This is a genomic window from Bradyrhizobium sp. McL0616, assembly GCF_049993385.1.
Classification (GTDB): Bacteria; Pseudomonadota; Alphaproteobacteria; order Rhizobiales; family Xanthobacteraceae; genus Bradyrhizobium.
Map to the genome: position 1 here is coordinate 711573 of NZ_CP188255.1, position 21173 is coordinate 732745.

At 62.1% G+C, this 21173-nt stretch carries 18 protein-coding genes and 2 pseudogenes; 14 read left to right on the forward strand and 6 right to left on the reverse strand.

Annotated features, from left to right (window positions below):
• Window positions 1-335 precede the first annotated feature (335 nt).
• From ACPPVR_RS03420 to ACPPVR_RS03430, 3 genes are all read right to left on the reverse strand, one after another.
• The gene (locus ACPPVR_RS03420) at window positions 336-503 is read right to left on the reverse strand and encodes a hypothetical protein (RefSeq protein ID WP_426612874.1); all 168 of its coding nucleotides are present in this window, start codon (window positions 501-503) and stop codon (window positions 336-338) included.
• Between the two features lie 341 nt (window positions 504-844).
• Window positions 845-2335 carry a DUF5939 domain-containing protein gene (locus tag ACPPVR_RS03425; protein ID WP_426612875.1) on the reverse strand — a complete coding sequence of 497 codons (1491 nt, stop codon included), beginning with the start codon at window positions 2333-2335 and terminating at the stop codon, window positions 845-847.
• 124 nt (window positions 2336-2459) lie between these two features.
• Complete coding sequence (locus tag ACPPVR_RS03430) at window positions 2460-3188, reverse strand: alpha/beta hydrolase (RefSeq protein ID WP_426612876.1); 729 nt, start codon at window positions 3186-3188, stop codon at window positions 2460-2462.
• Between the two features lie 97 nt (window positions 3189-3285).
• Between ACPPVR_RS03430 and ACPPVR_RS03435 the strand changes: the two genes are divergently transcribed.
• Window positions 3286-3471, forward strand: coding sequence for a hypothetical protein (locus ACPPVR_RS03435; protein ID WP_426612877.1), 186 nt, complete (start codon window positions 3286-3288; stop codon window positions 3469-3471).
• A 20-nt stretch (window positions 3472-3491) separates the two neighbouring features.
• Here the strand turns inward: ACPPVR_RS03435 and ACPPVR_RS03440 are convergent, their stop codons facing one another.
• Window positions 3492-4457, reverse strand: a complete 966-nt coding sequence (locus ACPPVR_RS03440) for a LysR family transcriptional regulator (protein ID WP_426612878.1) — start codon at window positions 4455-4457, stop codon at window positions 3492-3494.
• A gap of 98 nt (window positions 4458-4555) precedes the next feature.
• Between ACPPVR_RS03440 and ACPPVR_RS03445 the strand changes: the two genes are divergently transcribed.
• From ACPPVR_RS03445 to ACPPVR_RS03485, 9 genes are all read left to right on the forward strand, one after another.
• Window positions 4556-5737 (forward strand): MFS transporter, encoded by a 1182-nt coding sequence (locus tag ACPPVR_RS03445; RefSeq protein ID WP_426612879.1) that lies wholly within the window; start codon window positions 4556-4558, stop codon window positions 5735-5737.
• Between the two features lie 10 nt (window positions 5738-5747).
• The gene (locus ACPPVR_RS03450; RefSeq protein ID WP_426612880.1) at window positions 5748-6782 is read left to right on the forward strand and encodes an aldo/keto reductase; all 1035 of its coding nucleotides are present in this window, start codon (window positions 5748-5750) and stop codon (window positions 6780-6782) included.
• A 123-nt stretch (window positions 6783-6905) separates the two neighbouring features.
• The gene (locus tag ACPPVR_RS03455) at window positions 6906-8480 is read left to right on the forward strand and encodes an amidase family protein (RefSeq protein ID WP_426612881.1); all 1575 of its coding nucleotides are present in this window, start codon (window positions 6906-6908) and stop codon (window positions 8478-8480) included.
• 69 nt (window positions 8481-8549) lie between these two features.
• Window positions 8550-9482 (forward strand): glutathione S-transferase family protein, encoded by a 933-nt coding sequence (locus ACPPVR_RS03460; protein ID WP_426612882.1) that lies wholly within the window; start codon window positions 8550-8552, stop codon window positions 9480-9482.
• A gap of 177 nt (window positions 9483-9659) precedes the next feature.
• A complete protein-coding gene (locus tag ACPPVR_RS03465; RefSeq protein ID WP_426612883.1) occupies window positions 9660-10961 on the forward strand; it encodes an O-acetylhomoserine aminocarboxypropyltransferase/cysteine synthase family protein in 1302 nt (433 codons plus the stop codon).
• 12 nt (window positions 10962-10973) lie between these two features.
• The gene (gene metA, locus ACPPVR_RS03470; protein WP_426612884.1) at window positions 10974-11975 is read left to right on the forward strand and encodes a homoserine O-succinyltransferase MetA; all 1002 of its coding nucleotides are present in this window, start codon (window positions 10974-10976) and stop codon (window positions 11973-11975) included.
• Window positions 11976-12080: 105 nt separating this feature from the next.
• Window positions 12081-12824: a polysaccharide deacetylase family protein gene (locus ACPPVR_RS03475; RefSeq protein ID WP_426612885.1), complete on the forward strand. Its 744-nt coding sequence runs from the start codon at window positions 12081-12083 to the stop codon at window positions 12822-12824.
• 121 nt (window positions 12825-12945) lie between these two features.
• Window positions 12946-14811, forward strand: a complete 1866-nt coding sequence (gene recQ, locus ACPPVR_RS03480; RefSeq protein WP_426612886.1) for a DNA helicase RecQ — start codon at window positions 12946-12948, stop codon at window positions 14809-14811.
• 229 nt (window positions 14812-15040) lie between these two features.
• Window positions 15041-15337: a hypothetical protein gene (locus ACPPVR_RS03485; RefSeq protein ID WP_426612887.1), complete on the forward strand. Its 297-nt coding sequence runs from the start codon at window positions 15041-15043 to the stop codon at window positions 15335-15337.
• 329 nt (window positions 15338-15666) lie between these two features.
• On the opposite strand, the gene ACPPVR_RS03490 is transcribed toward ACPPVR_RS03485, so the two are convergent.
• Complete coding sequence (locus ACPPVR_RS03490) at window positions 15667-16698, reverse strand: IS110 family transposase (protein WP_426612888.1); 1032 nt, start codon at window positions 16696-16698, stop codon at window positions 15667-15669.
• 1117 nt (window positions 16699-17815) lie between these two features.
• Between ACPPVR_RS03490 and ACPPVR_RS03495 the strand changes: the two genes are divergently transcribed.
• The gene (locus ACPPVR_RS03495) at window positions 17816-18205 is read left to right on the forward strand and encodes a hypothetical protein (protein ID WP_426612889.1); all 390 of its coding nucleotides are present in this window, start codon (window positions 17816-17818) and stop codon (window positions 18203-18205) included.
• A 283-nt stretch (window positions 18206-18488) separates the two neighbouring features.
• The gene (locus ACPPVR_RS03500; protein ID WP_426612890.1) at window positions 18489-19307 is read left to right on the forward strand and encodes a class I SAM-dependent methyltransferase; all 819 of its coding nucleotides are present in this window, start codon (window positions 18489-18491) and stop codon (window positions 19305-19307) included.
• Window positions 19308-19495: 188 nt separating this feature from the next.
• Here ACPPVR_RS03500 and ACPPVR_RS03505 read toward each other — a convergent pair whose 3' ends face one another.
• Window positions 19496-20107: a response regulator transcription factor gene (locus tag ACPPVR_RS03505; RefSeq protein ID WP_426612891.1), complete on the reverse strand. Its 612-nt coding sequence runs from the start codon at window positions 20105-20107 to the stop codon at window positions 19496-19498.
• A 429-nt stretch (window positions 20108-20536) separates the two neighbouring features.
• On the opposite strand from ACPPVR_RS03505, the pseudogene ACPPVR_RS03510 reads away from it, so the two are divergent.
• Both ACPPVR_RS03510 and ACPPVR_RS03515 read left to right on the forward strand, forming a co-directional pair.
• Window positions 20537-20740, forward strand: a pseudogene (locus ACPPVR_RS03510) (SOS response-associated peptidase); the annotation flags it as partial.
• Between the two features lie 202 nt (window positions 20741-20942).
• Window positions 20943-21050, forward strand: a pseudogene (locus tag ACPPVR_RS03515) (ASCH domain-containing protein); the annotation flags it as partial.
• Window positions 21051-21173: the final 123 nt, after the last annotated feature.

Below are 21173 nucleotides of genomic sequence, written 5' to 3' on the forward strand. Positions count from 1 at the left end.
AGCTATCGGATTCGCCCAACAGAACGAGAGTCCGCGTGAGCCGAACAGGCCTGAACCGACGCCCCAGGCTCGTCCACAACAAGCCGTTCCCAATGCGGTAGCATGTTTCAGGGGCGGTCAGGTCCTGCGTTGCAAGACCTGTGCGCCAGGTTGGCACTGTAGCGGAACGGGCGACGGTTCTTGCCAGCCCCCATCAGATACGTCGTGCAATCAGTAGAAGGTTGGGTCGCCGCACCAAACGGGCACGTGACAATCGCGAACAGCAAAGCCGCGTCCAAGGTTGGCTTCGTGGTTCTATCGTGCTCCAGAGTCAGCGTTGGACGCCGATCGCGGGGTCAATCTTGCGAAAAACACTCAAGTCCTTCAGTCCCCTTTTGTGACGGCTTGCGCACCGCATCCCGCTCTACATCTCGCGCTACGCGATCGTCGAACCCTCGGCGGTACAGTACAGAACGCGCGACGCACGGCGCGCCGACGATCATCTTGACAAGCAGATGCTGCATGATTGCGTCCCGGTGCACGCCTGCTGCCGATCCTTAATCGACGAATTCGCGCGCTAGTCTTGGGCTTCGCATCAGGAATCTGTTCATGGGCTCGTTTTGAGACGCCTCGAAATCGGCCGAGATTGACGGTCTGCAGGCCCGAATCGGTGGTACACGGCGGTGGTCACAAAATCCGACCGGCCTTGTAAGGAATCCTTGTTTTATGCTGGTTTTCGCGGCCTGAATGCATGGGGGGAGGGAGTCCCACTCTCTCCGCCATCCTGCGCCGTGGCGGGGATCAGGTCCGGGCTTTCGCCTGGACAACATGCGCCGTATCGAGGGAAGTGGCGCAGCTGGTCGGATTATGCAGATGCTGCTGATGAGCTCTCGTGCTTTGAAGGGCCAGCTCGAAAGACAATGACTGGGCGGTCAATGCCTTTGAGCATGATGTCCTGTTGCGATACCGCAAACTGAGACAACAGATCACTCACTCCCGGCGCCTCAAAAACATCTCGACTCAAGCAAATCTCGTCGCCATTTGCCTGGCCCTGTACCCGAGCAGCGATATTGACGGTCTGGCCGAAATAGTCGAGGCGCTCGTTCAGCGTTACGGCGATTGACGGACCTCGATGGATACCGACCTTCAAGACGATATCCTGTCCTTGCCGCAGCTCATTGAAACTCCTGATTTCCTCTCGCATCGCGATGCCTGAGCGAACCGCGTCCGATGGCCTCTCGAACGCAGCCATAACAGCGTCGCCTATTGTTTTGATCACAGCGCCGTTGTTCGAAACCGTCACGTGAAGCAGCCGTTCGAAGTGTTGCTGCACCAGTGAAAACGCCTTCAGGTCACCTATCCGTTCATATAGCGCGGTCGATCCCTTGAGGTCGGTGAAAAGCAAGGTCACGTCGCGCACCCCGATCCCTTCGGCTGCCCGGATAAGTTCAGACCGAAACAACTCCCGGAAGCTCTGGGTGACCAGCAGGCGAGCGCCGGTGAGAAACGGTGCGTAACGAAGCTCCGTCCGCTCCGCTCCGGGCGGGATGGCGCAAATGGTCAGCAGCCCGGTCTTTCCAGTCGTATTCTCGATCTCGAAGGTGACCGGGCCGGGAAAAACGGAACGGCTGGAGGGCTCGCAGCCGTCGTGGCTGTAACGAACACGCATGGTTTGCCACTCGGTCGAGGGTGCGCCTTCAACGAGATATTCAAAATAGGCCCGGGAATCGACGTCGAAGCCGAAATAGTAGCCGCCTTCGGACGCTGCCTGAAAAGTCGTGACTGCGTTTGGCGGCAAATATTGCACGCCCTGGCAGAGGGATCTCAAAGCAGCGGCCATGGGCGGACCATCGGGTCGGAGCCCATCGGATGTCATTCGACACTCGAAGCAATAGTCCGTTGCCGTTACATCCGACATCTTGTGGAAGACAATCGTTCTGACGGCCGGCGACACCGTAAAAGTGATCGCGATGAACTCATCAAGCGTCGAGTCGTAGTCGCAACGGCACATCGGGCAGTGGTAGCGTTCGTTCACGCCGGTCAAGCTTCTGAAGCTTTCGACGACGCACGCGCACATCGGGCACAGCAGGAGCCAATCCATCTCGAACAGGCCGATGGCCGCGGCGTGAACCAACAGATCGATGGCTTCAGCCTCCGCGATGCCAGTCTTGGTCCCGAATGCCAGCGCATTGATCCGGTAGAGGTCGCGGTCAGTTCCGTTCCGAATGAGCGATTCCAGGCGCGACAGGACGCGCGGCTTCCATGATCTCGCGACTTCCAGGGCCGCAAAGCGATCCTCCAGAAGCGGTTCGTTGATGACGCTTTTGGAAACGGGGGACACAGCGCTGGCGATCATTGGTGGCCGCCTCTTTTGTTGCCTTCGATCGTCCTAAACAGACTTGGTGCGGGCCTGCATTCGACGCAGGTCCGCACCATCGAGCTGGTGTGTCGTCAGTTCGCAGAAATCAGGCGAGATCGAGTTACTTCTGCGTCAGCGAAGCCGCAGCGCCAATCACGAACTCGGCGACCTCCCTGGGGTGAGACAGCATCGGCACGTGGCTTGAGGGGAGCGTGATGATTTTGGCATGCATGCGCTCCGCGGTGACCTGCTCCTGCTGGGGTGCAATGGCCCTGTCGTTGGATGCGACAACGAACCAACTCGGCTTGTCATGCCAGGCCGCGGCCCTGATCGGCGTTGCAAGGATGGCGCCTTGAGTCGCGCCTTGGGTTGCGCGCACGAGGGCCTTGTCCTCAGCGGACAGATCCTGCGCAAAGCTCTCATCGACGCCTTTGTCGGTGAGCATCAAAAACCCATCTTCAATGGGCCTGATCTCGTTGAAGAGAGGCGGCTTGGGGTATTGCCCGGCCAAACCGCTCAATGTCTCGCCCTTGTCGGGCGCAAAGGCCGCGACATAAACGAGTCCGGCGACCTTCGGGTTCATGCCCGCTTCGCCGATGACCGCGCCTCCGTAGGAGTGACCGACGAGAAGGACCGGACCATCCTGTGCATTGATCAAGCGGTTCGTGGAAGCCACGTCATCGGCGATCGAGCTGAGCGGGTTCTGGACCGCCGCAACATGGAGCCCGTTGGCCTGCAGAAACGGAATGAGCTTGGACCAGCTCGATCCATCCGCCCACGCGCCATGGACCAGCACGATATTTTTTATGCCCGACATTTGGATTCTCCCGAGTTTTGCTGTTTGAACCAAGCGTCAAAAGGGGCCGCGGCGACCAAACGAGATCGCCCCGGAAATGGATGATGAGGACGTCAGATCAGGCTCGCGCGCACCCATGTAGGTGACGTGCTTGAGTATCGGCCGCAAAGTGAGGAATAAACTCGAAGCGATCTTGTTGGAGACGCGGACAGTGGCGGCTTCCTTAAAAGCCACGTTGCCAGATATCATCATCGACGAAAAGCGATCGCGCGATCAACCGATTTATTTTCGTGCGTTCGAGACAAACGCCGGGAATAACCAGCCTCGTCGGCGGTGACGACACGCTCGCAGGCATCGTCAATTATGACGCCTGGTTTCCACCCTCCATATCCCATCTCCCACACGCTTCAGTGCGGGGTCACTGACCCGCACATGCTCGGCGAGAAAATCGATGAACGCGCGGACGCGGGCGGGCAGGGGAGCTGTATGGCCGACATAGACGGCGTGGATGTCTTCGCGGTCGCCGGGATTGTAGCTTTGCAGCACCGGCACGAGGCGGCCCGATTCGATGTCGGGGCCGATGTGGAAGAGGGCGAGGCGGGCGAGACCAACGCCGCCCAGGGCAAGGCGGCGCGAGGCTTCGCCGTCGCTGGCACGGGCGGCCGGCGGTGGCACGGCCTCTTCGATGCGGTCGCCGCGCTTGAACGGCCAGCCGCGGATCGAGCGCGGAAAGGTCCAGCCGATGCCGCGATGCTCCGCAAGATCGGCCGGTGTCCTCGGCGTGCCGAAGCGCGCTAGATAATTCGGCGCGCCGACCACGACCATGCGGCTGGTGCCGAGTTTCCGCGCGACGAGGCGCGAGGCTCTCAAGGGTCCGACGCGGATCGCGACGTCGGCGCGCTCCTGCATCAGGTCGATCAGTGTATCCGTCAGCACGAGATCAAGCGTGACGTCGGGATGTTGTTCGAGGAAGCGCGGGATCAGCGGCATCACATGCAGCATGCCGAAAGGGATGTTGCTGTTCACCGTCAGGCGGCCGCGCGGCGCGGCTCCTGATGCTGCCTCGCGCTCGGCTTCCTCCATCTCGGCGAGGATGCGCACGGCGCGCTGGTAGAAGGCCTGGCCTTCCTCGGTCAGCGTGAGCTTGCGCGTGGTGCGGTTGAGCAGCCGCGAGCCGAGCCGCGCCTCCAGCCGCGAGATCAGCTTGCTCACGCCCGATGGCGTCAGGCGCAGGTTTCGCGCGGCCTGCGTAAAGCCGCCGAGATCGACGACGCGGACGAAAACCTCCATCTCGGCGGAGCGGTTGGTGTCGAAACGGGCCATGTTGAATTCACGTCACAAATGATTGGATTGCGGACATTCTAATGGTTTTGCTGCGGCACAGCTATCTGCGTGGCTCGTCTTACCCATTGGAGCCACGCATGCCTCCCGCCGTCCTCGCGCTTACCGCCGGTGCCTTCGGCATCGGCACCACTGAATTCATCATCATGGGCCTGTTGCTCCAGGTCGCCGCCGACATGCACGTTTCCGTGCCGGTCGCGGGCCTGCTGATATCCGGCTACGCGCTCGGCGTGTTCGTCGGCGCGCCGGTGCTGACGCTGGCGACCCGACGGATGCCGCGAAAGACGGTGTTGCTGGCGCTGATGGCGATCTTCACGCTGGGCAATGCGGCCTGCGCGCTGGCGCCGAACTACGAATTGCTGATGGCCGCGCGCGTGCTGACTTCGCTCGCCCATGGCACCTTCTTCGGCGTCGGCTCGGTGGTGGCGACCAGCCTGGTTGCCGAAGACAAGCGCGCCTCCGCGATATCGACCATGTTCATCGGCCTCACGGTCGCCACGCTCCTGGGCGTGCCCTTCGGCGCCTGGTTCGGCCTGATGCTCGGCTGGCGCGCAGCGTTCTGGGCGGTGACGGTGATCGGCGTGATCGCCTTTGCGGTGGTGGCCGTGCTGGTGCCCGGTCATGTCGGCAATGGCGACAAGCCGGTCTCGCTTGCCGAGGAGGTCGCGGTGCTCGGCCGTCCGCAGGTCCTGCTCGGGCTTGCCATGACCGTGTTCGGTTTCGCAGGCCTGTTCGTCGTCTTCACCTACATCCAGCCGATCCTGACGCGTTTCACCGGCTTTTCTGAAGCCGCAGTCTCGCCGATCCTGCTGGTGTTCGGTGTTGGGCTGGCGATCGGCAATGTCGCTGGTGGCAAGCTCGCCGATCGCGACCTTGCACGCGCGCTGATCGGCACGCTCGCGGCGCTCGCCATCGTGCTGCTCGGTCTTGCCGCCGTGCTGCCGGTCAAGATCCCTGCTATTGCACTGATCCTGCTGCTCGGTATCGCGGCGTTCGCGACCGTCGCGCCGCTGCAGCTTCGCGTGCTGGAGGCGGCCGGCCCCAGCGGCCGCACGCTCGCCTCGAGCCTCAACATCGCCGCCTTCAATCTCGGTAACGCACTCGGCGCCTGGGCCGGAGGTGTCACCATCGATCGCGGGCTCGGGCTCTCCGCGCTGCCGCTGATTGCGGCCGGAATCACAGCAGTGGGTCTCGTTCTGGCCTTGTGGAGCCTGAGGCTCGATCGAACGCAAACCACCGTCGCGTCGTGCCCGGCGGAATAGGAGGACGATCATGGAATATCGCAATCTCGGCGCTTCCGGTCTCAAAGTCCCGGTCCTCAGCTTCGGCACCGGCACGTTCGGCGGTCAGGGCCCGCTGTTCTCGGCGTGGGGCCGCAGCGGAGCTGATGAGGCGCGCAGGCTGGTCGACATCTGTCTCGATTCCGGTGTCAATCTGTTCGACAGCGCCGACGTCTATTCGAACGGCGCCTCCGAGGAGATTCTCGGTGCCGCGATCAAGGGCCGCCGCGACAAAGTGCTCATCTCCCCCAAGATGAGCCTGCCGACGGGCGACGGTCCGCTTGACGCCGGCTCGTCGCGACCTCGGCTGCTTGCCTCGGTCGAATCGGCCCTCCGGCGGCTCGGCACCGATCATATCGACCTGCTCCAGCTCCACGCTTTCGATGCGTTCACGCCGATCGAGGAGGTGTTGTCGACGCTGGATACGCTCGTGCGGTCAGGCAAGCTGCGCTATGTCGGCGTCTCCAATTTCTCCGGCTGGCAGCTGATGAAGTCGCTCGCGGTCGCCGATCGTCACGGCTGGCCGCGCCATATCGCGCACCAGGTCTATTACTCGCTGCTTGGCCGCGACTATGAGTGGGAGCTGATGCCGCTCGCGCGCGACCAGGGTGTCGGCGCGCTGGTCTGGAGCCCGCTCGGCTGGGGCCGGCTCACCGGAAAGATCCGGCGCGGCCAGCCGTTGCCGCAAGAGAGCCGCCTGCACGCCACGGCACAGTTCGGCCCGCCCGTGGATGACGCGCGGCTTTACGCCATCGTCGACGTGCTGGACACGATCTCTGCGGAGACCGGCCGCACTGTGCCGCAGGTCGCGATCGCCTGGCTGCTGTCGAGGCCGACCGTCTCGTCCGTGATTATCGGCGCCCGCGATGAAGCACAGTTGCGCGACAATCTTGGCGCGGTCGGCTGGTCGCTGAGTGTAGATCAGATCAAACGTCTCGACGAGGTCAGCGCGGTGATGCCGCCCTATCCCTATTACCCATATCGCGTCCAGGAAGGTTTTGCGCGACTGAACCCGCCGCCGGTGTGAGGGGCGGCAATCGCTGACATTTCGTCGCATCGGAGCGTCTCGCCAATGCGCCATGCAGAAACGCCGCTGTACAGGCCACATTCCCCTCCGTAACCTCCGCGCCGCAATTTCAGGAGATGCGACGTGGCGAAGACGACGGCGACCAAGAAGAAAAGTGCTGCAAGGAAAGCAGCGAAGACCTCGAGCAGGAAGACCACCGCCCGCAAGGGCGCCGTTGCGAAACAGGCCAAGAAGTCGGTCAAGAAGGCCGCGCCGCGCAAGTCCGCCACGGGGCGGCGCCCGAAGGGCCCGGCCTGGCAATGGTCGGCCGTCGACACCGCGGCCGCGATTCGCTCCGGCGCGATCTCAGCCGTCGAGACCGTCGAAGCGCATCTGGCGCGGATGCACGCCGTCAATCCCAGGCTGAATGCGGTCGTGGTCGATCTCGGCGAGGAGGCGCTGAAGGCTGCGCATGCGGCCGACAAGCATCGCGCCAAGGGAGGCGAGCTCGGCCTCCTGCATGGCGTGCCCGTGACCATCAAGGAGAATGTCGACTTCGAAGGCCGGCCCAATTTCAACGGCGTTCCTGCCAACAAGAACTTCATCGCGCCGTCGGATTCGCCGGTGGTGCGCAACCTGAAGAAGGCCGGCGCGATCGTTCTGGGCCTCACCAATACGCCGGAATTTTCGTTCCGCGGCTTTACCGACAATCCGCTGCATGGGCTGACGCTGAACCCCTGGGATCCGAACATCACCTGCGGCGGCTCCTCGGGCGGCGCAGGCTCGGCGGTCGCCGCCGGCATTGGCACCATCGCGCACGGCAACGACATCGGCGGTTCGCTGCGCTGGCCGGCGCATTGCAATGGCGTTGCCACCATCAAGCCGACGCAGGGGCGTATCCCCGCCTTCAACCAGAGCGCGACATCCGAACGGCCGATGCTGGCGCATCTGATGTCGGCGCAGGGGCCGCTCGCCCGTCACGTCGCCGACGTTCGCCTTGCGCTGGAGGCGATGAGCCGGCGCGATCCGCGCGACCCCTGGTGGGTGCCAGCGCCGCTAACCGGGCCGAAGCCGAAGGGGCCGATCAAGGTCGCGCTGGCAAAGATCCCCGAGGACATGGACGTCGATCCGTCAGTCGGCGCAGCGCTGCGCCAGGCTGCCGATCATCTGGAGCGTGCGGGCTATCGCGTCAGCGAGGTTGAGGTCCCCGATATCAACGGCGTCTGGCAGACCTGGTGCGACATCATCACCAACGAGACGGTGGTGATGCAGGAGGCCGGCATGCTCAAGGTGACGTCGGAAGACTTCCACAAGGCGTGGAACGGCATGAAGACCAAGGCCAGCGTGCTCGATCTGCCGGCCTGGATGCGCGCCACCGCCGCGCGCAGCGGCCATATCCGCGCCTGGCAATTGTTCTTCGAGGAATACCCGGTGGTGCTTGCGCCGACCACGGTGAAGCCGACGCCGGGACCGCGCGACGACACCGTCAGCGCCGAGCGCGTCAAGGAAATCTTCTGGGGCGAGATCCGCTTCATCTCCGCGATCAACGTGCTGGGCCTGCCCGGGGCCGTGGTGCCGGTGGCCTTGCACGACGGCAAGCCGATCGGTGTGCAGCTCATCGCCGGCCGCTACCGCGAGGATCTCGCGCTCGCTGCCGCCGCCGCGATCGAGAAGCGCGCCGGCGTGCTCACCCATCGGCTCTGGGAGATGATGGAGTAGGTTGGTAGGATCGAAGGCGTCCCTTCTCCCGCAAGAGGAAGGGACCAATGCAAACAGGAGGAGCGAACGATGCCGGACGATCCCGCCATCATTCTGCATCATTTCGACGAGTCGCCATTCTCCGAGAAGATCCGTCTCATCTTCGGCCTGAAGAGCATCGCCTGGATTTCGGTGCGGATTTCCAGGATCATGCCGCGCCCCGACCTGATGCCGCTCACCGGCGGCTATCGACGCACGCCCGTGATGCAGATCGGCGCGGACATCTATTGCGATACCCAGCGCATCATCCGCGAGCTGGAGCATCGCTTTCCCGCGCCGAGCCTGTTTCCGGGTGGAAACGAGGGGCTCGCCCGAGCGAGTGCGATGTGGACCGACAAGTCGTTCTTCCAGAACACGGTGAACCTCGTGTTCGGCTCCCTCGCCGACAAGGTGCCGCAGAGCTTCATCGAGGATCGGGAAAAGCTGCGCGGTGCGAAGTTCGATATCGCGGCGATGACGGCGGCGATCCCGCAGATGCGCGACCAGTATCGCGCCCATGTCGGCTGGATCGAGACCCAGCTTGCCGGCGGCGGCCCGTGGCTCTGCGGTGTCGCACCGAGCCTTGTCGACATCAACGTCTATATGAACATCTGGTACGTCCGCTCCAACCTGCCGGTTGCCGACGAGATGCTGGCTGAATTTCCAAATGTGCGCGCCTGGGAGGCGCGCATGCGCGCGATCGGCCACGGCACGCGGACCGAGATGTCGACCGCGGAGGCGCTGGAGATCGGCCGCATCTCGGCGCCGCAGACGGAAGAGGCCGGCAACGCGCTCGATCCCAACGCCCGCAAGGTCGGCGACCTCGTCGACGTCAGGCCCGACGACTACGGCAAGATCGCGGTGCGCGGGCGGATCGTCTCACTCTCGGCGCAAAGCATCGCCATCCGCCGCCACGACGACATCGCCGGCAACATCGTCGTCCATTTCCCGCGCGCAGGTTTCCTGGTGACGCCGGCGGTGTAGTTAATCGAATTTGACTCAAATTTTGGCCAACTCACCAATAACCATTAGGGTTACTTCCTCGATCTCTAGACGAATTATTGCCCGCTTTACCACCCGCCTCTAACACGAGGACGGCGGACAACGCACATGCCTCATACAGGCCAATAAGTGCGGGCCGCTCCACGCGGAGGTGGTACGATGCGCAACGAGACGATTGCTATTCACGCCGGCTACGAGCCCGAAGCCACTACGCACGCGGTCGCTGTGCCGATCTACCAGACCGCCGCCTATGCCTTCGACAGCGCCGATCACGGCGCGGCGCTCTTCAATCTCGAGGCGGAAGGCTATCGCTACAGCCGCATCGCCAACCCGACCAGCGCCGTGCTGGAGAAGCGCATCAGCGAGCTTGAAGGCGGCGTCGGCGCACTCGCGGTCGCGACCGGCCAGGCGGCGCTGCATTTCGCATTCGTCAACGTCGCCGACCACGGCGGCAACATCGTCTCCGTGCCGCAGCTCTACGGCACTACGCACACGCTGCTCTCTCATATTTTGCCGCGTCAGGGCATCACCGGGCGCTTCGCCGAGAGCGACAAGCCCGAGGCGATCAAAAAACTGATCGACGAGAACACCCGTGCGGTGTTTGCCGAGACCATCGGCAATCCCGCGGGCAATGTCTGCGACATCGAGGCGCTGGCCAAAATCGCGCATGCGCATGGCGTTCCGCTGATCGTCGACAACACGGTTGCGACCCCGATCCTGCTCAAGCCGTTCGACTATGGCGCCGACATCGCCGTGCATTCGCTGACCAAGTTCCTTGGCGGCCATGGCACCACGCTCGGCGGCGCCATCGTCGATTCCGGGAATTTCCCGTGGGCCAAGCACGCCGACCGCTTCCCGGGCTACAACACGCCGGACGCCTCCTATCACGGCCTCGTCTATGCCGAGCGTTTCGGCGAGACCGCCTATATCGAGCGCGCGCGCAGCATTTATCAGCGCACCATGGGCTCGGTGCTGTCGCCGTTCAACGCCTTCCTGTTGCTCCAGGGTATCGAGACCGTGGCGCTGCGCATGGAGCGCCACTGCGAGAACGCCAAGAAGGTCGCCGAATTTCTGCGTGCCGATCCGCGCGTTGCCTGGGTGAACTACACGGGCTTCCCGGACAGCCCCTATTATCCGCTGGTCCAGAAATATCTCGACGGCAACGCCTCCTCGCTGTTCACCTTCGGCATCAAGGGCGGAATGGAGGCCGGCAAGACCTTCTATGATACGCTGAAGCTGATTACGCGCCTCGTCAATATCGGCGACGCCAAGTCGCTGGCCTGCCATCCGGCTTCGACCACGCACCGCCAGATGTCCGCGGAGCAGCAGCGCACCGCTGGCGTGCTGCCGGAGACGATCCGTCTCTCGATCGGCATCGAGCATGCCGCCGATATCATCGAGGACATCGACCAAGCCCTGGAAAAGGCCTGCCCGACCGCGCGCCTTCAGGCGGCGGAGTAGGCGTTCGCGACGATGAGCATCTTGATCGACAGGGATCAAGGCATCTCGAGCCCGGCCCTGGTGCCTGCCGAAGCCGATCTCGCACGCGATCAAAGCGGCACCGAGCTCACCATCGGGCTGATCAACAACATGCCGGACCCGGCATTGAAAGCAACGGAGCGGCAGTTCATGAAGCTGCTCCAGGCCGCCGCAGGGCCGCGCCGCATTCGCTTTCATTGCTTCTCGCTGCCGTCGGTGCGGCGCTCGCCGGAGGCGATGTGGCATGTCGAGAGCGAATATTCGGATCTCTCCGGCCTCAAGCGCCAAAAGTTCGACGGGCTGATCGTGACCGGCGCCGAGCCGGTCGCGCCCGAGCTCGACCAGGAACCGTATTGGCGAGACCTCACCGATCTGATCGACTGGGCCAGGACCAATACGCGTTCGACGATCTGGTCATGCCTCGCCGCGCATGCTGCGGTGCTGCATCTCGATCGCATCGAACGGCAACGCCTGCCGTCGAAATGCCATGGCATATTCGACTGCGAAGCCGTGACGAGCGATTCGCTGACGCGCGAGACGCCGGCGCCGCTCAAGGTCTCGCACTCGCGCCTGAACGAAGTCACCGAGCGCGATCTCTCGCAGGCAGGCTACCGGGTGCTGACGCGCTCCGCTCAGGCCGGCGTCGACATCTTCGTCCGGCAATATGCCAGCCGTTTCGTGTTCTTCCAGGGCCATCCCGAGTATGACGGGCTGTCACTCCAGCGTGAATATCTGCGCGATATCGGCCGTTATCTCGCGCGCGAGCGCGAGAATTACCCACATTTGCCGGTGAGTTATTTTGACGCGGCGACCGAGGAGAGACTTGCGCGTTTCGAGAAGCGCGCGAGGCACCAGCGCCATCCCGCGCTCACCAACGAGCTGCCCGCGCTGAATTTACGCACCGATATCGCCGCCGGAAGCGCTGCTACGGCGCTCTTCCGCAACTGGTTGCGCGATCTTGCCGCGGATACCAGGGCGCCGCTGCTTACGCGTTAGGTGAAGATTGCGGAGTCCGCGTTAGGATTAACCAAGTCTAATGCTTGCCTCGTCCAGCGCACGAATGCTTCAGTGGCGCGGTACGGAATTACAGGGAACGCAATCGTGTGGTCGGCACTGCAGGGACGCGTGAGCAATCGGCTGGCCCGGCATTTCCGCGCCACGCCGCACCGCTTGCCGGCGCACGCGCCGATGGTGAGCTTCACCTTCGATGACGCACCCGACAGCGCCGCGGGCGAGGGCGCATCACTGCTGGAAGAGCACGCCGGTCGCGGCACGTTTTATCTCGCTGGCAGCCTGATCGATCAACCCGGAGATCACTGGCGCGGCGTGTCGAACGATGCGATCGTGCGATTACATCGCGGCGGCCACGAGATCGCCTGCCACACTTTTTCGCACCTCCGCGCAGTCGATCTCGATGAGACCGCCATGGCGCGCGAGATTGAACGGAATCGCAGCCATTTCCGTACCATCGAACCTTCGATCTCGCTCGAAAATTTTGCCTATCCGTATGGCCTCGCCTCGGTCTGGCGCAAGCCGCAGCTCGCCAAAAATTTTCGCTCGGCGCGCGGCATTCTTCCCGGTGTCAATCGCGGCGTGATCGATCTCCAGTTCCTGCGCGCATCGCCCCTGGTCAATTACGAGATCGATACGGATGGCGTCGACCGCCATTTCGACGAGGCGGTCGCGAGCGGCGGCTGGCTGATCTTCTACAGCCATGACGTCGTCGATGCGCCGAGCCCCTATGGCTGCACGCCGGCCTTGCTGCGCCACGCGCTAGAGGCGGCCGGGATGCGCGACATGCCGATCGTGACGATCGCAGAGGCGTTGCGGCGAATCGGGGCGTAGCTGATTCTTCCCAGAAGGGGAGAGGGGAAGACGTCGCCTTGCCACCCAAATCGTCTTGCCACGCCCGCGTGGTCATGCGACTGGCCTTGTGACGAATTTCTTGGCCCGGTCCGCCTCGCCCATGCCCCTTTCTTCCACCGCTCCGCTGCCTGCGCCGCCCAACGGCCGCGACGCGCTGTCGGTGCTGCATTCGGTGTTCGGCCTGCCGGGGTTCCGCGGCGCGCAGGGCGAGATCATCCGGCATGTCACCGATGGCGGCAATTGTCTGGTGCTGATGCCGACCGGCGGCGGCAAGTCGCTGTGCTACCAGCTGCCGGCGCTGTTGCGCGAAGGCTGCGGCATCGTGGTATCGCCGCTGATCGCGCTGATGCGCGACCAGGTCGCGGGCCTGATCGAGGCTGGCGTCAATGCCGCGGCGCTGAATTCGTCGCTGACGCTGCAGGAGGCCTCCGACATTGAGCGGCGCCTGATCGCGGGCGATATCGACCTGCTCTATGTCGCGCCGGAACGGCTGGTGACGCCGCGCTGCCTGTCGATGCTCGCCCAGGCCAAAGTGGCCTTGTTCGCGATCGACGAGGCGCATTGCGTCTCGCAATGGGGGCACGACTTCCGGCCCGAATATGTCGGCCTCTCCATCATCGCCGAGCGCTTTCCCAATGTCCCGCGCATCGCGCTGACTGCCACCGCCGACGAATTGACACGGAAAGAGATCGTCGAGCGGCTCCAGCTTGGCGGTTCCCCGCAATTCGTATCGAGCTTCGACCGGCCCAACATCCGCTACGAGATCGTCGACAAGCGCAATGCGGTGTCGCAGCTCAAGGAGTTCATCCGGGATCGTCATGCGGGCGATGCCGGTGTGGTTTATTGCCTGTCGCGCAAACGCGTCGAGGAAGTCGCGGCCGCGCTCGATGACGCCGGCATTGCCGCGCTGCCCTATCACGCCGGCCTCGATGGCAGCGTGCGCTCGCGCAACCAGGACCGCTTTCTCAACGAGGACGGCATCGTCATCGTCGCAACCGTGGCCTTCGGCATGGGCATCGACAAGCCCGACGTGCGCTTTGTCGCCCATCTCGATCTGCCCAAAAGCATCGAGTCCTACTACCAGGAGACGGGGCGCGCCGGCCGCGACGGCAAGCCTTCGGCGGCCTGGATGGCCTATGGCCTCTCGGACATCGTGCAGCAGCGCCGCATGATCGATGAGTCCACCGCATCAGACGATTTCAAGCGGGTCTCGATCGGCAAGCTCGACGCGCTGGTGGGTCTCGCGGAAACCGCGCAGTGCCGGCGCAAGCGACTGCTCGGCTATTTCAGCGAGACCTTGCACGGCGAGAGTTGCGGCAATTGCGACAATTGCCTGACGCCGCCGCGGATGCGCGACGGCAAGGTGCTGGCGCAAAAGCTGCTCTCCTGCGCCTACCGCACCGGGCAGCGGTTCGGCGCGATGCACTTGATCGACGTGCTGATCGGACGCCTGACCGAGAAAGTGACGCAGTTCGGCCACGACAAGCTGTCGGTGTTCGGCATCGGCCGCGAGCTCAACGAAAAGCAGTGGCGCACGGTGCTGAGGCAATTGGTGGCAATGGGGCATTTGCAGAGCGACAGCGAAGCCTTTGGCGCGCTGAAGCTGATGGAATCCGCGCGCGGCGTGTTGCGCGGCGAGACGGAAGTCTGGCTGCGCGAAGAGGCCCCTGGCACCCGCGTCCGGTCAAGCCGGGCAAAATCCCGCCGCGGCGAACTCGCCCCCGCGGCCAGCGCGCCGCAAGGCGATGTCGATCCTGAATTGCGTGCGCGGCTGCGGTCGTGGCGCTCGGATATCGCGCGCGAGCGCGGCGTGCCGGCCTATGTGGTGCTGCACGACGCCACCATCGACGGTATCGTCCGGGCGTGGCCGACCACACTCGACGAACTGCGCAACGTGCCGGGGATCGGCGACAAGAAGCTCGAGCATTATGGCGACGAGCTGCTGCAGATCGTCAAGACGCGGTAGCCGCGATCACAGAATTAGTAGCCCGGATTGCGCATCGCTCCATCCGGGCAGATACGAAATAAGCTATTGATATTAGATAGCAATATTATTCTACACCGGTGATGTCCCGGTTTATGTCCCATTGAGCGGCGCGATAGGAAGGCGCTACAGGGGCTACCATTCTCGCCGCCCCATCACACCGGCCGACCGAGAACAACGCACCACGGGCCCGCGCTCGTCCGGTCCCCCGTTGACGGCCAATCCCGGCAGGGCCACCGTGCAGGGCATGGGCACACCAGCAATGGTCAGGATTTTCCCGATCCTGGATTCGAACGGAAAGCTCGCGCGGCTGCGCGTGTCCGTGCCGTTGATCGAGTGCTTGCTGGAACCCGGCCGCTACGAGTTGGAGGAAAACATGCCGCCCAAAGCCGGCCGCGAATTGCGCGCGCAGCGGCAGCCGAGACTGCGAACGTTGGTCAGGATGGCGATGGCGATGCAGGACGCCGATCGGACGGCCCGCGCGCTCCGAGAGCGTGCCGTGCAATAAACCCCGATGTCGGCTTGTCCTCCAACAGCGGCGTAGAAGCGGACATTGCGCGAGGTCGGGGAAGGGCCATGTGTGGACGGCTCCGGGTTGGCAAGAAGAATCTTCACTTTGCGGCGTTGGTCGGAGCGGCCATGTGTTCGGCCTGTTTGCGCGGTTCACATCACCGCTGGCCATAATGCCCTCCGCGGATCAGGTCCCGGTCAAAAGCACGCATTCGAAGATGCTGTGGGCCAAGTGGGTTGTCCTGATCGCCGGATCGACCGGCGCTGCATTAAGTGCTGTTCGCCCTCCCAACCGTTACGTCACACCGGATGTTCGGTGTAGTCTCGTCACGCCGTGAGAGCGGCGGGTTCATGGTAAGGTTCGTTTCTGGCCATCATCGCCCATGCCATCCTGGCGAGCTTGTTGGCGAGCGCGACGGCAGCGACCTTGGTGGGTCGCCGGGCCAACAATCGAGTGAGCCAGGGCCGATGATCGGTGCCATGGATCTTGGCATAGCGGATCACGGCGAGCGCGCCAGCCGTGAACAGGCTGCGCAAATAGCGATCGCCTCGTTTGCTGATACTGCCAAGCTTGTCCTTGCCCCCACCCGAGTGCTGCTTGGGCACGAGCCCAACCCAGGCCGAGAAGTCTCGTCCCGATCGGAAGGCCTTGGGATCAGCAATGCTGGCGACCAGAGCTGTTGCCAGCGCTGGCCCGACGCCGGGGATTGCGTCCAGCCGTTTGCTTGTCGCGCTTGATCGATGCCAGGCGATGATGCGTCGATCGAACTCCAGGATTTGAGCCTTCAATGCGCGCAATTGGCTGCCAAGAGCAGCAAGACAAGCGCGAGCCAGTTCCGGAAGCCTGCGGTCGGCTGTATCGGCGACGACTTCCAGCAGCTGCTCGACACCCCTGCGTCCGACAGGGGCGACAATCCCAAACTCGGCGAGATAGGCGCGGATCGAATTGATGACGGCAGTCTGCTGGCGGATGAAGAGATGGCGCGCCCGGTGAAGCATCAGACAGCTCTGTTGCTCGACCGTCTTGGTCGGCACGAACCGCATGTTGGGTCTCGCGACCGCCTCGCAAATCGCCTCCGCGTCCGTGGCATCGTTCTTTTGCCGCTTGACGTAGGGCTTCACATAGGCCGGAGGCATCAATCGTACCGTATGCCCGAGCGCCTGCAGTTCGCGGGACCAATGGTGCGACGACGCGCAAGCCTCGATCCCCACCAGGCATGGTGGCAGTTTTTGGAAAAATGCCAGGATCTGCCCGCGCTTCAACTGCCGGCGCAGGACCACTTGGCTGGCCGCATCAACGCCGTGCACTTGAAAGACCGACTTCGCGATATCCAGTCCAATCGTCGAAATTGACTGCATAGCTAGCTCCTCCGAATCGTGGAAGCCTCAAACGGCGCCCACTCCTTGGCACTCTCGTGCCGGTGGAGGAGCCGTCCACAGCATCAGATGCGGACCTCACCCGCAGAGAGAAATTAGGATGCCCAACCTGCAGGTGGTTGTAATGGGCAGCTCCGTAATTTAGAGACGGCTACTTTTTAAACCGTCGTAAAAAGAACAGCAGCGGGGTGGGAATGGTCCGGACCGGGGCTCCCAAAACTTCGACAATTTGGTCTGCAGAAGATGAAGGAAGGCTTTTACAAATGCGGGCGAGCGGATCGTCCTTCAGTGATATTGCAGCAGGGCTCGGCCGCAGCCAGGCATCGGTCGAAGCTCGCTACTCCAAACTAAAGAAGCAGGATAAAACGCAAGGCTGATACGCAAGGGATAGGCGTCCGGCTTTGTCTTCAAAACACTTGAGTGCAAAAGTCGAAAATCGAACAGCCGTGAAAATCTCGCGAAAGTTGGTATCGAGGCCTCTCCGCTGCTGCATCGGTTTTCAGTGCCATTACGGGGATCCGAGATCGATTTTGGATCAGTCGATATGGTCCCTCACGTTGCCGCGCGCAAAACGCATCAGCGGTTCTAAGAATTTCTGTTCGACGCCCCAAAAAGACTTTTGCAACAATATCGGTCAATCTCGGACCTCCGTCCGGTCCAGACTGATGTGCGCTTTTGCTGCGGCAAGCGGTCACTCCGCAATCGGTCGTTGGGTCCTCTGGGGCTCATTGCGGATCGGGGGTACGCGATACGGCAGCGTGCCAGCGCATTTGATCCGGGTAAAAACGAATTTGCATAGTCGCCGAATGCGGGTCGAGATCGCACACGGATGCGGCGGATGATGACACGCCGGAGCGTGGCCTTCATCGCAGTGATCGCCATCATAGTCGTCGTGCGTGATCGTTGACCGCATGCGATGCGAGTGCAGACCAAGTGTGTTCAAAGCGAGTTCTTCGGATTTTGACCCAACTGAGACATTGGCCCGTACTTCATTTTGCAGTAGCGAAGCCCGTTTCCGACGCTATGAAAGCGCTCGTCAGAGGCGCATGATCCTGCTTACTGATAAAACCACGCTCCGATTTGAGCATTGGAGTTCGAGATGAAGTGTCTTCACATCTATGCATCAAGCGATGGAGGATCTCATTTCGGAGAAGTGGATATCTCAACGGAATTGACCCCTTTATTTCCAAACGAAGCACCCCTTGATCTCTCCGCCTATTACGAAGCCTCCCGCGTCCGCTTTGTCCACATTCCTGCCGGCATGCGCGAAGCTGGTTTCCACACGCCGCCCGGTCGGCTCCTCGCAATTTGGCTTGATGGTGTTGTAGAGTTTGAGACGAGTGGCGGCGAAATAAAGCGCCTCGCAGCAGGGAACGCCGTCCTCGTCGAAGACACGCACGGGAAAGGTCATATCTCGCGCCATCCACCGGAAGGGCAAAATCTGATCCTTGTAATGCTACCGAATGGTCTTGAGATAAGCTCTGCCTAGTCGGCTTTTGGCCACTTCTCGAACCTCCCGGCTGTCTGCCTTTGCGCTGCTGCTGGCGTAATCGTTGACGGAAGCGACCCGGCTGTGGCGCAAGCACAGGAGGCGGCGGGATGACAGATCGGGAGAACTCACCGGGCGGCCCTGCCAAGAAGCCGGAAGTGAAGTCCGCTTCAGGGAGCGCGGCAGACCAATTGTGCTCCAAGCGAGTTCTTCGGATTTTGCCCTGTGGCCGACATCGTTGCGTCGAGATATATTGGGCGCAGGAACCTCTGGCGGTCATCCGATGGCTCAGCAAGGACAGTGGCAGGTCGCCGGTAGCGCGCCCGAGGTGTACGAACGGGAACTGGTCCCGGCTGTTTTTGGGCCATGGGCTCCAATACTGATAGAACTCGCTCATCCCAATCCGGGCGACCGCGTGATTGATATCGCTTGCGGCACTGGAATAGTGGCGCGCATCGCAGCTGCGCTGGTGGGACCAGGCGGTACGGTTGCCGGTGTCGATCTTAATCCTGGTATGTTGAGCGTTGCGCGATCTCTCAAGACCACGGATGGCTCTGCTTCAGTAGAGTGGCAGGAAGCCAGTGCCGACAAGCTGCCGTTTCCTGCTGGCTCGTTCGACGTTGCTTATTGCCAACTCGGCCTCCAATTCTTCGCTGACCGGTCGGCTGCTTTGCGCGAAATGCGCAGGGTTCTGTCTCCAAAGGGCCGGCTCGCGGTGATGGTGTGGTGCGGCATTCACGAAAGTCCGGGATTTGAAGCATTCGCGGAGATACTGGAAAGAAACGTTAGTCCTGCAGCCGCCAGCATCATGCGCGCGCCATTTGGATTATCCGATGCTAGCGAGCTGAGCCGACTGGTTGCAGCGGCAGGTTTTCTGGATATCGCAGTCCAGCGAACGGTCGGTGCCGTCGAATTTCCTTCCGTTGAACGATTTGTGCTGAGCTACGTTGCGGGTTCGCCACTGGCTAGTCATGTGTCGCAAGTTGGCGACGTGGCGCGCGAAAACCTAACAGCCGATACTAACCTGGCCTTGGAGAAATACGTCGGCAGCCGCGGGTTATCGTTCCCGATAGCCGCTCACCTGCTCACGGCAACAGCCTAGGATAAGCTTTCCCCTGTTGGCCCTTCTCCGACCTCCCGCCATGTCTGCTCTTGTGCGGCTATTGGGGGACAATCGGACATCAAGCGCGCCATTGCCGTTCCCGTTGTGCCCGCCACGCCATCCACCGCAATTGGTAGGGGCTTGCCTGTCCCGCGCGGCCCGGCGCATCCTTTCGCCATGGCAGCAAATCACGCGAGTACACCGAGCCGCTCGGCAATGATGACAAGCTGAGCTAGCGACTGCACGTTCATTTTTTCCATGATCACTTGCCGATGCGCCTTGATTGTTCGCTCGGTGCTGCCAAGTTCGCGCGCAGCATGCTTGTTTGTTTTTCCCCGTACGATGATCTCGAAGACTTGGCGCTGGCGCGGGGTAAGGGTCGATAGACGGGACCGAAGCGCTTCCAATTCGCCTTTCAACGCACGTACCGTCTCATGTCGCGCTATCGCCTTTTCAAGCGCTTTCAGTAGCTCATCCGAGTTTACGGGCTTGATGAGGAAGTCGTGTGCCCCCGCCTTGATCGCCTTCACGGTGACGGTGATGTCCGCGTAGCCTGTTAGAAACACGATAGGCAGCGTCGAACCGAACTCGGTCAAACGGCTCTGTAGCTCAGGCCCGCTCATGCCAGGCATACGGACATCCAGAAGAATGCAGGCGGCGCCATTTTCGTCTGGCTGCTGGTCCAACAACTGCTGAGCGGACGAATATGTGAGTACACGATATCCGGCTGCTTCTAACAAACCTTGGATGGTTGTTCGGAACGACGCGTCGTCATCCACGACATGGACGATGCCGGCCAAGTATCTCTCCTGGGAAAAAGCGGCTGCTTGTTTTTTGTGTTGTTGGTCGTCAGCGCTTTCTCTCCTAGCGTCGTCGCTAGTCAGTCGCACTTAGATGATAAGTATCGATGCTTCATCTTGCTGGGAGCAATTAAATTCGCAGCCGAGGGCTGTGCTAACGGCCGAGGTGTGACCATTCGGTTGCAAACGCTTCGCATGTGCGCTTCATGAACAGATCAGTGCAAGCCACCGTTTGACGGTGGCCGACCGGCCGCCATGGCACGTGTGTTGCTCGATCTAGCCCAGCTGGGGATTTCAGCGCCAGCGCGATAGACAACGCCGCCCAGCGAGCATATTCCGCTAGAGGGGCGTTGCGTGCATTCCCGGACATCGCATGAACACTGAGACGGTCGCTTCGACGGACTAAAACGGCACGCCCAACCACCGACAATGCGCAATCTATATTCAGTCACCACGAACCAAGAAGCGATCCGCGCGCTGTTTCGCGTCGTCAACCGCTACGTCGGCAACCTTGCGCCGATGCCGGGTGTGTTTCCCGACTATCCGGCCCCGGTCGTGCGCAACACGCGCAACACCGAGACCGGCACCGAAATGGTGACCATGCGCTGGAGCATGCCGTCACCACCGCGCGCAGCGAGCCGCCGTGGCACCAAGTCGAAGCCCATCCCGGGCCTGCATGAGGTGTTTGGCTGATGAACTGGCAAGAACTCGAAACATTCTCGTTCGGCGACAGCGGCGCACTCGCGGACGCGCTGCTTGCTCTAGTGCTGGAAGGCAAGAAGCGTGCGAATGGGCAGTGACCGAGGGACTGAAAGGCGCTGCAATCGGGAAAGCCATGGTGGCTCTTGATGGCGACAGACAGCCGCGCGCAGTTCTGAAGACCATTGAACTTGAGCAACGGCGCTTCGAGGATGTAGGAGACCAATTCGCTTATGACGAAGGTGAAGGCGACAGGTCGCTCGCTTATTGGCGCGATGCACACAAGCGCTACTTTACTAGGCTGGGGCTATTCCAACCAGACATGATGCTTGGTGTGAGCGGTTCAGTCTCGAACACGTCATTGAGC